Source organism: Acinetobacter nosocomialis NIPH 2119 (genome assembly GCF_000368085.1).
GTDB classification, from domain to species: domain Bacteria; phylum Pseudomonadota; class Gammaproteobacteria; order Pseudomonadales; family Moraxellaceae; genus Acinetobacter; species Acinetobacter nosocomialis.
On record NZ_KB849239.1, the window covers coordinates 221,482 to 236,155 of the forward strand.

The following is a 14,674-nucleotide window of genomic DNA, read 5'->3' on the forward strand; positions in this document are numbered from 1 at the left end:
ATTAATGTCAGCTTAAATTTCCTACTATAGTCCCACAACTATTGATTTTTTATTATTCAAATTAATTGGTATTTATATGTTTATGCAGTTTAAACAACTGACTCTCTCCCTATGTATTCTTGGTTTAAGTGCTGCGTCTTTTGCACAAACAACATTAGTAAAAAGTAAGCAAAATATTGAGGAATATAAATTAGATAATGGTTTTCGGGTCGTACTTGCCCCGAATGACAAAGAAAATAAAATCTTTATTAATACCATTTATTTAACAGGTTCTTTAAATGATCCGCAAGGTAAAGGTGGCTTAGCACATTTACTTGAGCATTTGGCCTTTAAAGGCACGCAAAATGTAAAAGGTGAAGAATTCCAACGCCGTTTAGATCAATATACATTAATGACGAACGCGAGCACGGATTACTATTCAACTAAATACACGAATATTGTCCGTCCAGAAAAAACTGCACTTGATCAAGTACTGTATCTTGAATCTGAGCGTATGGACAAATTGGTTTTACAAGAAAAATTTGTTCCTTCTGAAATTGAAATCGTAAAGCGTGAACGTGAAGTCCGTATGGATCAGCCTTTTGCTGTTTTAATGGATCAAATGTGGAAATCGGCTTATGGAAACCAGTATTTAGGACGATTACCGATTGGTGATTTGCCCGAGCTTAAGTCAATTAAAATGCCGGAATTGAACCAGTTCTACCGTAGTTGGTACGCACCTAATAATGCGATCATGGTGATTTCAGGCAAGTTTGATAAAACTGATGTTTTAAAAACGATAGACCAATATTTTAGTCCAATTCCTGCGCGAGCTGTGCCTAAGCGCGTTCAGGTGCCTGTGTTAGATTCTACAAAAATAAAGAATCGTGAATTTGTGGTGAAAAAGGGCAGTGATTTAGCCAAATTTCATATTTATATGAATGGGAAAAACGTCAAAATTCAGCCGACACTGGCTTTAGCGCCTATGTTATATACCATGCAGCCAAGCGGTCATTTGTACCAGAATATGGTTGAAACAGGCATTAGCACAGACGTTCAGGCATCAACTTGGTTAGACCAAGATTTTAATGTTGTATTTTTAGGGGCGGTCTACTCACCTAAAAACGACCCCAACAAAGTAGAAAGCGCTTTGCTCTCTGGAATTGAAAAAGGTAAACCTTTTACAGAGACTGAGCTAAAACGTGTAAAAAGTTTAATGAAAACACAAAGCGAGTTAGTCAATAAAGACGCCGTTGCTTTGGGATCTCGTTTAAGTGATTACAGCGTAGCTGGTGGGCAGTGGGATCAATATTTCAAAGATTTAGATGCAGTTGAGAAAGTGAAGCTCAATGACGTAAATCAAACCTTAAAACAGTTCCTTATTGCTGGGCATCGTATTGATGGCGATATTTTGCCAACACCTGAAGATCAAAAGAAAGCATTACAACTCGACCCAAAAGATAAACCTAAAACTTTAGATCAGACAGATGTTAAACCAGAACCTTTAAAAGACCCGAAAGTTTATCAAGAAGAAGTTAACGAGTTTTTAAAAACTTCTAAGCAATATGCTGAGAGTAATGAGAAAAAGATTATTCGTGGAAAACTTAAAAATGGAATGAAGTATGCTTTGTTCCCTGTGGAAACCCGTGATGATCGTACCTATGCCACCATTACTATGGATTTCGGTACAGAAAAATCTTTATTTAATAAAGGCACGGTAGTTGATTTAACTTCGTATTTATTACTTCGCGGTTCTGATAAATATAGCCTGCAAGATATTGCCGATAAATCGATTGATGCTGGTGGCGCGGCTTATGCGAGTGCTGACGGCAATGGCATGACCATTAATATTCAATCTAAAACTGAAAAGTTTGATGAATTCTTCAAGTTTGTTCTAGAGGTTATGAAAAACCCTAAATTTGAACAATCTCAATTCGATTTAATTAAATCTCAAAGCTTATCTAGTCTTGATCGTCCTTATACAGAACCTGATGTAGTTGCAGGTTTAACTTTGTCACGTTTAGTTGAAGAATATCAGCCAGGTGATTTACGCTACCACTTTGAACCTGAGTTAGCTAAAAAACAATTAAAGGATGTGACCCAAGAACAAGTCAAAGAGTTATATCAGCATTTCTTTGCAATGAACCATGCCCAAATTGCAATTACCGGCGCATTTGATGCTAAGAAAATGAAAAAACTATTAAATCAGGAGTTTGGTAGTTGGAACAGTAAACAACCATATGAAAAAATCTTAATTCAACACGTCGATTTTCCTGCTCAGCAAGTACATGCTTTATCTGAACAACGTGAGTTTGGTAGTTATCAAAGCGTACTTGCGATACCGGTTGGAAAAAATCATCCAGATGCATCTGCCTTAATTTTAATGAATTATATTTTAGGTGATTCTCAAATTTCTTCGCGTTTGGCTCAAGAGCTTCGTGAAAAAAATGCATTAGTTTATGGTTTTGGAACAGGACTGCAACTTGATCAGGACACCAATGTGGGTGCATTAAGTATTAGTGCAAACTATACGGCGGGGCGTTCGGCACAAGTTTCTGCTTCAGTTCATAAGGTATTAAATGACTTATTAACCAATGGTATTACCGAGCAAGAGCTTGCAGCAGCTAAAGCAGATCTCATGAAAAAACGTGTTACTGCATTAGAGGATGAGCGTAATATTCACGGTATGTTAAATATTGAGCTTGAGTCAGGTAAAACATTACTGGATCGTGTTAAGCATGATCAAGATTTAACAAAGCTAACTGTTGCTGATGTGAATGCAGTCATTAAAAAATATATTAAACTTTCCAATCTCGTTGAAGTGATGGCTGACCAATATGGTCAACCGCAAAAGCAATAAATGACTTGCCAAATAAAAAGCCACATGAAGTGGCTTTTTATTTGGGTATTTAAAATTTATTAATGATCATGGTCATGCTTGTGAGTATGAAAATCTTCATTCTTACGGAAACGTAAATAGTTTTCGAACTGTTCACAGTACTCATCAAAGTTATCTTCAAGCATCATTTGAAATTGTTGAAGCAGATAAGACATCACTTGCTCTTTTGCATCACGCATTTCATTGCCATCTTTAAAATTATTGGCAGCGACCCATGTATTAAAACGGGCAGTTGCAAATAACATCGCAGCACTCACTTGACCGCGAAGCTCAGCTGGATCAGGTTTTTGGCCTTTAGGCGGGCGACAAAAATCATTCGCTTGTTTAATGAATTCATCCGCACGCTCAAAGAAAACAGCATTTAACGCTTCTTCTTCAGTAATATCTGTTGCATTAATCTTTTGAGACATGACTTATTCCCGCAAAAATAGAGCTGCTTATTATAGGCAAAGCCTTGCGGAAACAAAACCTTTGCCTTAGTCTGTAAATAGCCTAAGTATTGGGAGTTATAATATGCAAGATGCAATTGCCGTTCAAAGTCTAAAAACAGACATTGCTTTATTACGTCAGCATGTTTTTCCGCCCCAATATTTGGAGCATGTCGAAGGGCTGCCAATTTATTATGGTTTGCAAGAAGAAGTCTTAGCCTATTATCAACAATGGAAATATTTAATAGAAAGGGCACAAGAGCTTTTTCAACCTTTTATGGAAGATGAGTTACCAGATGCCATTCATTTACCAAGCCATCTAAATTTACCTTTATTCTTTTTTCATGTGGACCGTATTCGGATTAATAAAACACGTGCTAAAGAATCGAAAACTTTCCGTGGTGTGGCGAGTCTTATTGAAAAATGTGGGCAGTTTGAAACAGATCAGATATTTACCATGCAAGAATGGTTGCAGAGTGACGACACAGCAGCCTTAGTTGCACACCGTGAATTTATCGATTTAAGAACTTATGTATTCCAGCATGGTCAAAGTGAATATACGCGTTCACGTTTTTATACCAATGGGATTGTGTTGGGTGTTGAGCCTCACTTTAAACTTGTTGACGCTCGTGATAAGCCAAGAAAACAGCGTAGTGATAGCTATAGCGACCCATTAGCAGATAATGGTGTATGGAAAGTATTTGGTAAATACCGCTAAAAAGTCGCGACATATTTGCCGCGACTTTAAAATTCTTACCAAAATATTTTTGCCTGTTTAAATTTTTGCAAAGCTTCGGCAGACTGATTTTGTAAATAAGGCTGTTTGGCCTTAATCCATCCTAATGCAAACCAAAAATGCGGGTCATGTTCAGTTGCTTTATTAAATAGATCTTCGGCAATAAACAAGTCGTTATAAAGGCCTAAAGTATTTTGCACAGGTTGTAATTTTTTTAAAAACTGCTGAACATTTTTACGTGGATATAAGCTTGATATAAATTCGATACAGTAACGTAATTGCTTCGCTTTTTTACGAATTTTGTGCTGTTCAGTGACTTCAAGTTCTGTGAAATGATCGGCATGACTTATGACTTGGTGATGTAACTTGTCTAAGCTTTTTTCTATCTGTTTTTTCAATTTTCCTTTAGCGTTTTGGTTATCTTCTTCTGAATAAGCAAATGCCAGTAATGCGAGCACGAGCTTAACGGTTTCTGCAGATTTAAACAGTGTGGTTAGGTCTTTTAATGGCTGCTCAGAAATAGGTAGCAAAAGTTCAGGTGAACCATGCTGCACAATCATCGGTAAAATTTCAGTACGAATGGCATCTTCGTCTCGCGTGTCTCCAAGCTGACGGAACAGTTCGGCAATTTGCTCTTCCCATACAGGGTTTAACTCGTCTGACCATGTTGCAAAATGGTGAAGTGCGCTGCGTAAACGGCGTAAGCTCACGCGTGCTTGATGAATGTGTTCAGCGTCGGCAACACCATCAGCAATTGCAGCCATATTCGGCAAGAACTGTCCCAAACAGTTTTCTACAATTTTTTTGAGCGCCTGTTCTGCTGAAACGTCTTTATCTAAGTTCAGATTTTTTGCGTGAACAGCCGGTGAAGCAGCTTGCCCCAATGCAAGTAAATTACCTCGCTCGGCTTTACTTCTAACATCGAGCCAAAGTTCATAACGATTAATCCATTGCTGAGCAAATTGAATAAGTGTTTTAACTGCACCTTGTTTAAGTTCGAACTCAACTTCGCAAATTTTGCTTTGTGCTGTTGCTGTTTTTACGACGCCGTCATCGAGACAGACTTCAATTGCCGTGTCATCTGCTTCAAAAACATGATAGGTACGTTGTACATCAGTCTCAAACTGTAAGCTTAGTTTTTCGACTTCAGAGCCTAAAGCTTGAGTAATCAAATCTGTGACGGCTTTATTGTCTTTATATAACTCAAGGTTTAAGTCAGGTTCTTGATCGCATTTTCCTAAAAAAACTTCTTCTTCGACACGATGTAAATGACTTTGGCCAGCGGCTTTAAAGGTTTGTACCCACAGATCATTTTCTTTACGTAAACGTAGAGCCATGCCATTTTTTGCGAGTAGGCGATTTGGTGTATCGTAATACTTGGCCTGTAAATGAATATGCTGCGCTTTATGCTTTTTTAAATACTGCTGAACAGTTTTTTTCTTCGATTCAGGTAACTGAAACTTAAGCTCAACTTCAACCATAATGGATCTCCCTGAATCAGGTATTTAAACTATCTTGAATAAGTATAATAGCTTAGCGCTAAAAATAATGTTTTTGATAGAGAAAGTTACAATCAAACATATGACGCTACACTTTTATTTAGGTGTACAATCAGGTGATGTTTTGATCAAATAAAAATCAGGAAGATGATCGTGAATGCACCAGTAAACTTTAGCCATGAAACTCAGCCAGAGTTTGAGTTACCGATTAAAAACTATCAGGAATTTTATCGTTTTTACTTAACCGAACACCGTAACATTATGAGCAGACGCTTACATGTGGTGGGAAGTAGCATTGGTCTATACTTTTTTTCAAAAGCGATTCGTAAGAAACAAGCTAAATATGTGCTCTATGGTTTGGTAGTGGGTTACGCAAATGCATGGGTTGGACATTTTGTGTTTGAAAAAAATAAGCCTGCCAGCTTTAAACAGCCACTTTATAGCTTTATTTCTGATTGGCGAATGCTTTCGGATGTTGCAACGGGTCGATTAAGTTTGATTGATCGTAAGCATGATAAAATTCCAAGTTAATTTATTTATTTTTTTAAATATACCGATTGGTACTGGTAAGCCTATATCAATCGGTACTTATGATGACTTATAAATCCGTTATACTAGCGAAGTTTTCAAAAGCGAGAGTAGAGTATGCGCGGTTTATATCTCATTACCAATGATGACCCAATCGAATTATTATTAGAAAAACTAGACGCTGCACTCGCAACCCATCAAATCGCAATTTTACAGTACCGCCGTAAAAAAGTAGACAAAGCCGATCAGCCTGCTGAAGTTGAACAGATTAAAGGTTTATGTGAAAAATATCAGGTTCCTTTTGTCATTAATGATGATTTAAAACTGGCTGCAAAGTTTGGTTTAGGTGTGCATTTAGGACAAAGTGACGGTGAAATTACCGATGCAAAATCACAGTTACCAGAAAGCGTCATTATTGGCCGTACTTGCTTAAACTCATTAGAACTTGCCCAAAAAGCAATTGCTGATGGCGCAACTTATGTTGCCTTTGGCGCTGTGTATGCAACTGCGACTAAACCGGAAGCAGGTAATGTAGGTATAGAAGTGATTAGGCAAGCAGCAGCTCAGTATGATTTACCTATTTGTGCAATTGGTGGTTTAACAGTTGAAAACTCAAAACCCGTGATTGAGGCTGGAGCTGACCTCTGCGCAGTCATTAGTGATATATTAGGTCGATCAACTGCTGAAATTCCTGCCCGTGTACAAGCGTGGGCACAATTATTTTCTTAAGCTTTCAAAATTATTTTTAGATATTTAAGACGAGCATTTCCATGAGTTTATCTCCAAAGCAAGAACAGTTATTTAAACAAGCCAGCAAACACATTCCAGGTGGTGTGAACTCTCCGGTACGTGCCTTTAATGGCGTTGGAGGAACACCGGTTTTCATCGAGAAAGCCAAAGGTGCGTATTTATGGGATGTAGATGGCAAGCGCTATGTAGATTATGTTGGCTCTTGGGGACCAATGATTTTGGGCCATGCTCATCCAGATATTATTAAAGCTGTACAAACAGCAGCAGAAGATGGTTTAAGTTTTGGTGCACCAACCGTACACGAAACTACATTGGCAGATATCATTTGTGAAATCATGCCATCTATTGAATTGGTACGTATGACCAACTCAGGTACAGAAGCAACTATGACTGCTATTCGTTTAGCACGTGGTTATACTGGCCGTGACAAGATTGTGAAGTTTGAAGGTTGTTACCACGGACACTCTGACTCTTTATTAGTAAAAGCAGGTTCTGGTTTATTAACTAAAGGTGAGGGTGAACCAACATCGAAAGGTGTACCAGCTGACTTCGCTAAACACACTTTAACGCTGCCATATAACGATATTGCAGCATTAAAAGAATGCTTTGCAAAATTTGGTCATGAAATTGCGGGTGTCATTATTGAACCTGTCGCAGGTAACATGAATATGGTGAAACCAATTGATGGTTTCTTACAAGCGATTCGTGATGTGTGTGATGAATATAAATCTGTATTCATTATTGATGAAGTAATGACTGGTTTCCGCGTTGCATTAGGCGGTGCTCAGTCAGTTTACAACGTTAAACCTGACTTAACGACTTTGGGTAAAATTATTGGTGCGGGCTTACCTGTAGGTGCATTTGGCGGTAAGCGTGAAATCATGGAATGCATCGCACCTTTAGGTGGTGTATACCAAGCGGGGACTTTATCTGGTAACCCACTTGCTATGCGTGCTGGTATTGAAATGTTTAAACATTTACGTCAACCGGATTTTTACAGCAAATTATCGGCTCAACTTGAAAAGTTACTTGCAGGCTTACAAGCAGCAGCAGATGAAGCAGGTATTCCATTTAAAACTCAGCAAGCGGGCGCAATGTTTGGTCTTTACTTTACCGACCAAGAAGATATTACAAGCTTTGACTCTATGTTGGCATGTGATATTGAAGCTTTCAAAAAGTTCTTCCATGGCATGTTAAAGCGCGGTGTAAACTTGGCGCCGTCAGCATTTGAAGCAGGCTTTATTTCATCTGCTCATTCAGATGAAGATATTGAATATACGATTCAGGCTGCAAAAGAAACCTTCGCCGAAATGAAGTAAGCAAAAAGGCCCGTTTTAAACGGGCCTTTTAATTTGAGCTATTTTTATATTTGTAGAGAACAATGTTTTATCCCTTACCTCGAAAAATCCAGTTAGCCGCAAGTACTTCAAATTGGCCTATTGAATCTACGCATAGCATTTTGCTCATGGTTGGGTTAAATGAACTTGAAAATACCCCTGAATGGATGAACCAACCATTAGCCGATCATTTAGAAATGCTAAGCAAAAGAGCACAGGCACTCGAAATTCCAGTTATGATGATTCAGTCATCTCAACTTCAACAGGCCATGTTACAGCTTGGGCAACAGTTGTCATCAAACCCTCAGGCACAAGTGATAATGGCGGGAAATTTATCACCGCTGTTCAAACAAGTCATGCAGCTTGTTTTATCGATTACAGATTATGTAGCTGTTGTAAATGATGCAATCTTGGCGACTAGTTTAGAGCAGCATGTACAGTGGATTGAAAAAATCAGTTTTGACTCCATTCAACATATAAACACACAGGCATTAATGCGTTTATGGTCTTTAAGTGCACCGTCGTCTCAAGTGTTATCCGAGAAAGGAATTTTATTGGCAGTTGCTGAACAGGTTGGGCGGCATCCAATGGAAATTCATCCAGAAATAGATTTAAGAAACTACGGTTTAGAAACTGCTGGAGTCAATTATCTGTTGGAATTATGGTGCGCGAACGGTGCGAGTCTAAGTGCTGAAGAGCTGATGCAAACACCCACCTTGCAACATATTATGCAGTTATTGAAGCGCTAATCGGCTTTAGCCATAAAGTGAATCATAATATTTGCAAATTCTGTTGTTAATTTACCCGAACGGCATTGTAATTCGGACGTAAGCTTTTTATTATTGCCCGCTTGTTTTTCATCTTACCTTGGGAATACAACTTTGAGTGATTTTCTAAGTGAACATCTGATCTATCGTGATGATGATTTTATGGTGATTCATAAACCTTCGGACATTTTGAGTGTGCCAGGGAAAGGTGATTTACATGACAGCGTTTTGACAAGACTGGTGGCAATTGAACCACGAACTTTGCTCATTCACCGCCTTGACCGTGATACCTCGGGTATTTTGGTTTTTGGGTTATCTAAGCGTGGACAAAGTGCGATTGCACGCCAATTTCAAGACCGTCAAACTTCGAAAATATATGAAGCGCTAGTTGCAGGCCATCTAGACGGCGAAGGAACTGTTGATATCCCTGTCGTCTATGACCCGAGTCGACCACCTTTACATATTGTCGATGCTTCTCATAACAAACCTGCTTTAACACATTGGCAGGCGATCGAACATTTCCAGATTCAGGGACAACCGGTTACGCGTGTCAAATTAACACCGATTACCGGACGTTCTCATCAACTCCGTGTACACATGCAATATCTGGGACATCCGATTGTAGGTGATACATTGTATGCAACACCGGAACAATTACTTGTTCCTCGTCTGTGCTTGCATGCCAAACAGTTAAGCTTTAATCATCCTGTCACAGGGGAATCATTAACGTTTAACTGTCCTGTACCGTTTTAATGTAAAAACTTTCAATGAGTAATTTTTGTAGCGAAATAATTTAATTGGTTTCTGCTGCAAAATTTTGCTTTAAAGACTACATAAAAAGATGCAAAAATAAGCTAATTTGCATCGTACAATATGTAGTGCGAACTTGAGAAAAAGGTGGAAAAATTGCAGCAGTATGCTATTGGTCAACGTTGGCTATCAGATACAGAGACTGAGCTCGGTTTAGGCGTTCTTATTGATGTAGATGAAAGATCTGTCAGCATTTTATTCCCCAAGAGTGATGAAACGCGTGTCTATGCACGTAATAACGCACCATTATCTCGTATCATCTTTAACACAAACGATGAAGTTCAAGATCAAGAAGGCCAAAAGTGGACTGTTGAGTCGGTTGAAGACCGCCATGGCGTTTTGCGTTACAACGTAGTTCGTACCTTAGAAAATGGCGAACAAGAACGTAAAGCGCTCAATGAAACTCGTATCGGTGCACAAATTCAGTTATCAAAACCTTTAGATCGTTTGCTGGCAAGCCAGATCGATTATAAAGAGTGGTATGACTTACGCATTGAAGCCATGCTAATGCAAGCGCAAATGCAAACCAGTCCATTACGCGGCTTGGTTGGTGCACGCGTTGGTTTAATCCCACATCAACTCTATATTGCACATGAAGTCGGTAAACGTTTTGCACCACGTGTTTTACTTGCCGATGAAGTAGGTTTAGGTAAAACAATTGAAGCTGGTTTGATTATCCATCAACAGCTTAAAACTGGTCGTTCAGAACGTATCCTCATCTTAGTCCCTGATTCGCTGCAATATCAGTGGATGATTGAAATGCGTCGCCGTTTCAACTTGCAATTTTCTCTGTTCGATTTAACCCGTACTGCGTCTATTAAAGAACATGATCCAGAGCTTAACCCGTTCTTAACTGAGCAATGTATTATTGCCAGTGTAGATTTGATGGTGGACCATGACGATTTACGTGAGCAAGCACTAGAAGCTGGTTTCGATTTACTCGTTGTCGATGAAGCGCATCATTTAATGTGGAGCGAAGAAGAAGGCGGTAATGATCGTTACGACTTAGTTGAAGAGCTTGCTGAAAATACGGCTGGTGTATTACTTCTTACAGCAACACCTGAACAGCTTGGTGTAGAAAGTCACTTTGCACGCTTACGTTTGTTAGATCCGCAGCGCTTTAGTAGTTTAGAGCGTTTCTTAGATGAAGAAGCGCAATATCAGCAAACTGCTCAAGTTGCAGAAGTATTGATGTCAGATGAACCTTTAACTCAAGAGCATTTAACTGCTTTAGAAGGTTTATTGGGTCATTCAATTGAAGATCAGCCTGAACAACGTTTCAGAGCGATTCATGAGTTGTTAGACCGTCATGGTACAGGGCGTATTTTATTCCGTAATACGCGTGAAGCGATTCAAGGTTTCCCAGGCCGTGATTGCCAACCAGCACCTTTGCCAGCGCCAGAAGATTGGTCAAAAGACGGTAAACTACGTGAGCAAATGTGGCCAGAAGAAGCACAAATTGATGGATCATGGATGCAAAATGACCCACGTGTGCCATGGTTAATGGAAATTCTACGTAAAGAACTTAAACATAAAAAAGTTCTTTTAATTGCACGTAGTGGCCCTGTAGTTGAATCTTTAGAAAGCGCACTTCGTTTGCATGCAGGTATTCGTACTGCAATGTTCCATGAAGGCATGAGTTTACTTGAGCGTGACCAAGCGGCTGCTTACTTTGCAGAAGAAAGCTATGGTGCTCAAATTTTACTGTGTTCAGAAATTGGTTCAGAAGGTCGTAACTTCCAGTTTGCGAGTGATCTCATTTTATTTGATTTGCCTGCAAACCCAGATGTTTTAGAACAACGTATTGGTCGTTTAGACCGTATTGGTCAAGAAAACCGTATTCAAATTCATGTACCTTACTTAATGGGCACCGCTCAAGAGCGTATGTTCCGTTGGTACAATGAAGCATTAAATATTTTTAGCAATATTTCTCCGACAGCTCAAACGCTGCAAGAAAACTTTATTGTTGAATTAAAAGACTGCTTACTTTCAGATCAAGGCCAAACATTCGAAGACTTACTCGAAGAAGTCAATGTTCAACGTCAAGCTTTAGAAACAGAGTTACAAGCTGGTCGAGATCGCTTGCTTGAATACAACTCATGTCGTCCTATCGTTGCACAAGAAATTGTTCAAGCCTTAGAAGACTACGATGACAACACAACATTACCTATGTTTGTGAAGCGTTTTATGTCTTCAACCAATATCGATTTTGATGAGCAAAGTAACGGTACGGTTATTATTCGTCCAACAGACCAAATGCAAGTACAAGGTTTGGCACTAGACGAAGAAGGTATGACAGCTACCTTCTACCGTGATCAAGCACAAATGCGTGAAGACGCTCAATACCTGACTTTAGAGCATCCGTTCATTGAAAGTGTAATGGAAATGATCCGTACACAATCATTTGGTAGTACTAATGTTGCTGTTCTTAAGTCAAATGCATTAAAGCAAGGTTCTGTATTACTTGAAGTTTGGTTTAAAGTTGATGTAGTTGCACCAAAATCTTTGAACTTGCCATCAAGCTTGCCAAAACAGCTCATTCGCGTGTTGTTAAGTGAAAATGGTCAGGACTTGTCTGAAAAGATCGATCCAACCATTTTAAAACCATATTTGCACCATTTAGATGGCAATAGCTGCCGCCAAGTGGTTAAAGCTCGCCGTGAAGTAATTGAAGAGCGTTATAGACAAGCGCTTGATATTGCTAAAGTAGGCTTGCCACAGTTACAACAGCAGGCAAAAGAGCATTATGGTAGTAAATGGCAATACGAGATTGACCGCTTAACTTATTTAAAACAGTTCAACCCAAGTATTCGTCAAGACGAAATTGAGCGCTTACAGAAGTTGCAAAAAGAAGGCTTGAGTTTACTCGATGGCTTAACTGTAACTCCAGAAGCGATTCAAGTACTTGTGGTGGTTAAACCATAAGTAGGAAATCATAAAAAAGCGCCGTTACGGCGCTTTTTTATTGAGTAAAATTTAACTAAATCATTCTGGCATCTTTTAATTCTAGTTTTAAATAGGCATAAAAGATTGGTGCTGCAATCAATCCACCTAAACCAAAAATTGACTCAAAAATTAACATTGCCAATAAAATTTCCCATGCATTGGCATTAATTTTATGTCCAATAATTTTCGCATTAATAAAATATTCTAACTTATGTACTAATACGAGATAGAGCAGAGCAACGCCTGCTAGACCGAGTGAAACCGTCAATGCAGCAATAAAAGTGAGCGTATTTGAAATTAAGTTGCCTAAAATTGGAATGAGACCAAACAAAAAAGTAAGAATGGTTAAGGTTTTGGCGAAAGGGAGGTGAACACCCCAAATCGGCAATATTACAAATGCAAATAATATAAAGAGCAGCGTATTAATTGCTGAAATTTTAATTTGAGCAAAAACGACGTTTCTAAAAGAAATTGATAACTTTTGAATACGTTGAATGAGTAAAGACTTAAATATAGGCTGTGGTGTTCGACGGTGAAAGCCATGAATAGCTACCAAAATACCAATAATAAGGCCCATAATCATCGTTACGAAGTTATGTAAGATATCGGAACTGGCATTTTTTAATGTCGTCACGTTATCTTTCATAAACGCAAAAATTTCATCTTTTAGTTCTGTAACGCTGTCTGGAATATAACCGGGAAGATATTTGCCAATTTCGGTTTGTAAGTGTAATAGCGTTTGATCGACTTTATTGTTGATATTATGGATACCTACACCTTTTAAGTCATAAACCACAAAGCTAATTAAACTTGTAATGAAAAAGGCGATGAGTGAAACCGTGATAATACTGAGTAAAATACTAATAAAAATGCGGGCTCTTTGACCATCAATATAACGTTCAACAATAGAGCTTAAACTAATAATAATTTCATAAATGAGAAAGCCAGCAAAAAAGCTTGCTAAGAGATGCAAGGGGATAACCGAAAGCAAAAAAATGCCCATCAGAATATAACTTGCAATCAGGCTTTGACGATTACTCAAACTTTGCATGTGAATCCCTAAATATCGTGGGGAAATATGGGTATGTATTGCTAGAATAATAATTACTTATACTCTTGCATGTTGGTTGCTTCAATCTACGAATTATATTTTTATCAAGAAACTGGTATATCTGTATAAAAAATGGCTTGTAAAATCACAAACCATTTTATGTTGAATTTATCGTATTTTTGCTTCGTCTAGATGACGGGCACCTTCTAAAATCATTCTTATCATAATCATGGTTTGTTCTGCGACTTCTGCACGTTGATGAACCGGAAGATCAATCACCTTAGCACCCATATGAAATACAAGTTGCGTAATTGCTTTTGCAACGAGTTCTGGATGGTATAGATGGTTGTTGTTTAATCGCTCTAGACGGATTAAATCTTCTTGTAGTTCTTGCTGGAAGAAGTTGAGCTGGCGGTCTACAGCAGCTTTATAAGATGCAGAACCTGTAAAACCTTCGCGTAACAATAAACTTAAATTACCTTCATCTGCATCAAGCTGCTGAAGAAAAATCTCTACAGAACTACGAATAATACTGTCTTGAAAAGATGCCCGTAGACGAGCTTGACGAATAATCTTACGTAAAACGATACCTGCACGGTCAATGAGTGAAATGGCTAATTCATCAATATCTTTAAAGTGGCGATAAAAGCTGTTTGGTGCGATACCAGCTTCTCTCGCAACTTCACGTAAGCTGAGTGAGGCGATACTTTTTTGTGGACCAATCAGGTTAAGTGCAGCCTGAAAAAGTTCCTCTTTAGTAATCGTCGCTTTTCTTCCAACAGAACGCGTTACTGTTTTTATTTCAATGACATCTTGTGAAGAGCTTGTGTCATTTTGGCTCTGAGAAAGTGAGGTTTGGGTCATGCTTTTCAATATATTCTTAAACTCTCTGGATTATAGCGTTAGACAAGGAACTTGTGAAATTGTAATTAAAAGTACGGGTG

12 protein-coding genes are annotated in these 14,674 nt (G+C 38.6%); 8 read left to right on the top strand and 4 right to left on the bottom strand.

The annotated features are described in order from the left end of the window. Positions 1-76: 76 nt before the first annotated feature. Positions 77-2,839: a M16 family metallopeptidase gene (locus F984_RS05180; RefSeq protein ID WP_004707620.1), complete on the top strand. Its 2,763-nt coding sequence runs from the start codon at positions 77-79 to the stop codon at positions 2,837-2,839. 59 nt (positions 2,840-2,898) lie between these two features. On the opposite strand, the gene F984_RS05185 is transcribed toward F984_RS05180, so the two are convergent. Next, entirely contained in the window at positions 2,899-3,288 is a 390-nt protein-coding gene (locus F984_RS05185; protein ID WP_002052603.1) for a DUF3144 domain-containing protein, read from the bottom strand. A gap of 103 nt (positions 3,289-3,391) precedes the next feature. On the opposite strand from F984_RS05185, the gene F984_RS05190 reads away from it, so the two are divergent. Beyond that, on the top strand, positions 3,392-4,024 hold the full coding sequence (locus F984_RS05190) for a hypothetical protein (protein ID WP_002052752.1): 633 nt from the start codon (positions 3,392-3,394) through the stop codon (positions 4,022-4,024). Between the two features lie 35 nt (positions 4,025-4,059). On the opposite strand, the gene F984_RS05195 is transcribed toward F984_RS05190, so the two are convergent. Continuing rightward, entirely contained in the window at positions 4,060-5,523 is a 1,464-nt protein-coding gene (locus tag F984_RS05195; RefSeq protein WP_002052436.1) for a CYTH and CHAD domain-containing protein, read from the bottom strand. A gap of 165 nt (positions 5,524-5,688) precedes the next feature. Between F984_RS05195 and F984_RS05200 the strand changes: the two genes are divergently transcribed. From F984_RS05200 to rapA, 6 genes are all read left to right on the top strand, one after another. Next, a complete protein-coding gene (locus tag F984_RS05200) occupies positions 5,689-6,072 on the top strand; it encodes an Mpo1-like protein (RefSeq protein WP_080631527.1) in 384 nt (127 codons plus the stop codon). A 114-nt stretch (positions 6,073-6,186) separates the two neighbouring features. Continuing rightward, the gene (gene thiE / locus F984_RS05205; protein WP_004707626.1) at positions 6,187-6,798 is read left to right on the top strand and encodes a thiamine phosphate synthase; all 612 of its coding nucleotides are present in this window, start codon (positions 6,187-6,189) and stop codon (positions 6,796-6,798) included. Positions 6,799-6,839: 41 nt separating this feature from the next. After that, positions 6,840-8,138 (top strand): glutamate-1-semialdehyde 2,1-aminomutase, encoded by a 1,299-nt coding sequence (gene hemL / locus F984_RS05210; RefSeq protein WP_002052888.1) that lies wholly within the window; start codon positions 6,840-6,842, stop codon positions 8,136-8,138. Positions 8,139-8,200: 62 nt separating this feature from the next. Then, positions 8,201-8,905, top strand: a complete 705-nt coding sequence (locus tag F984_RS05215; protein WP_004707628.1) for a hypothetical protein — start codon at positions 8,201-8,203, stop codon at positions 8,903-8,905. A 132-nt stretch (positions 8,906-9,037) separates the two neighbouring features. Next, positions 9,038-9,676 carry an RluA family pseudouridine synthase gene (locus F984_RS05220; RefSeq protein ID WP_004700090.1) on the top strand — a complete coding sequence of 213 codons (639 nt, stop codon included), beginning with the start codon at positions 9,038-9,040 and terminating at the stop codon, positions 9,674-9,676. 144 nt (positions 9,677-9,820) lie between these two features. Next, the gene (gene rapA / locus F984_RS05225; RefSeq protein WP_002052446.1) at positions 9,821-12,658 is read left to right on the top strand and encodes an RNA polymerase-associated protein RapA; all 2,838 of its coding nucleotides are present in this window, start codon (positions 9,821-9,823) and stop codon (positions 12,656-12,658) included. Between the two features lie 55 nt (positions 12,659-12,713). Here the strand turns inward: rapA and F984_RS05230 are convergent, their stop codons facing one another. Both F984_RS05230 and fabR read right to left on the bottom strand, forming a co-directional pair. Further along, positions 12,714-13,730 (bottom strand): AI-2E family transporter, encoded by a 1,017-nt coding sequence (locus F984_RS05230; protein ID WP_002052593.1) that lies wholly within the window; start codon positions 13,728-13,730, stop codon positions 12,714-12,716. Between the two features lie 168 nt (positions 13,731-13,898). Then, complete coding sequence (fabR, locus tag F984_RS05235) at positions 13,899-14,594, bottom strand: HTH-type transcriptional repressor FabR (RefSeq protein WP_004707630.1); 696 nt, start codon at positions 14,592-14,594, stop codon at positions 13,899-13,901. Between the last annotated feature and the right edge of the window lie 80 nt (positions 14,595-14,674).

Excerpts from the sequence above, each read along its gene's own strand:
- F984_RS05200 (WP_080631527.1), top strand. The coding sequence starts at position 5,689 with ATGATCGTGAATGCACCAGTAAACTTTAGCCATGAAACTCAGCCAGAG.
- F984_RS05230 (WP_002052593.1), bottom strand. The coding sequence starts at position 13,730 with ATGCAAAGTTTGAGTAATCGTCAAAGCCTGATTGCAAGTTATATTCTG.
- F984_RS05180 (WP_004707620.1), top strand. The coding sequence starts at position 77 with ATGTTTATGCAGTTTAAACAACTGACTCTCTCCCTATGTATTCTTGGT.
- F984_RS05185 (WP_002052603.1), bottom strand. The coding sequence starts at position 3,288 with ATGTCTCAAAAGATTAATGCAACAGATATTACTGAAGAAGAAGCGTTA.
- F984_RS05215 (WP_004707628.1), top strand. The coding sequence starts at position 8,201 with ATGTTTTATCCCTTACCTCGAAAAATCCAGTTAGCCGCAAGTACTTCA.
- F984_RS05190 (WP_002052752.1), top strand. The coding sequence starts at position 3,392 with ATGCAAGATGCAATTGCCGTTCAAAGTCTAAAAACAGACATTGCTTTA.
- F984_RS05195 (WP_002052436.1), bottom strand. The coding sequence starts at position 5,523 with ATGGTTGAAGTTGAGCTTAAGTTTCAGTTACCTGAATCGAAGAAAAAA.
- fabR (WP_004707630.1), bottom strand. The coding sequence starts at position 14,594 with ATGACCCAAACCTCACTTTCTCAGAGCCAAAATGACACAAGCTCTTCA.
- thiE (WP_004707626.1), top strand. The coding sequence starts at position 6,187 with ATGCGCGGTTTATATCTCATTACCAATGATGACCCAATCGAATTATTA.
- hemL (WP_002052888.1), top strand. The coding sequence starts at position 6,840 with ATGAGTTTATCTCCAAAGCAAGAACAGTTATTTAAACAAGCCAGCAAA.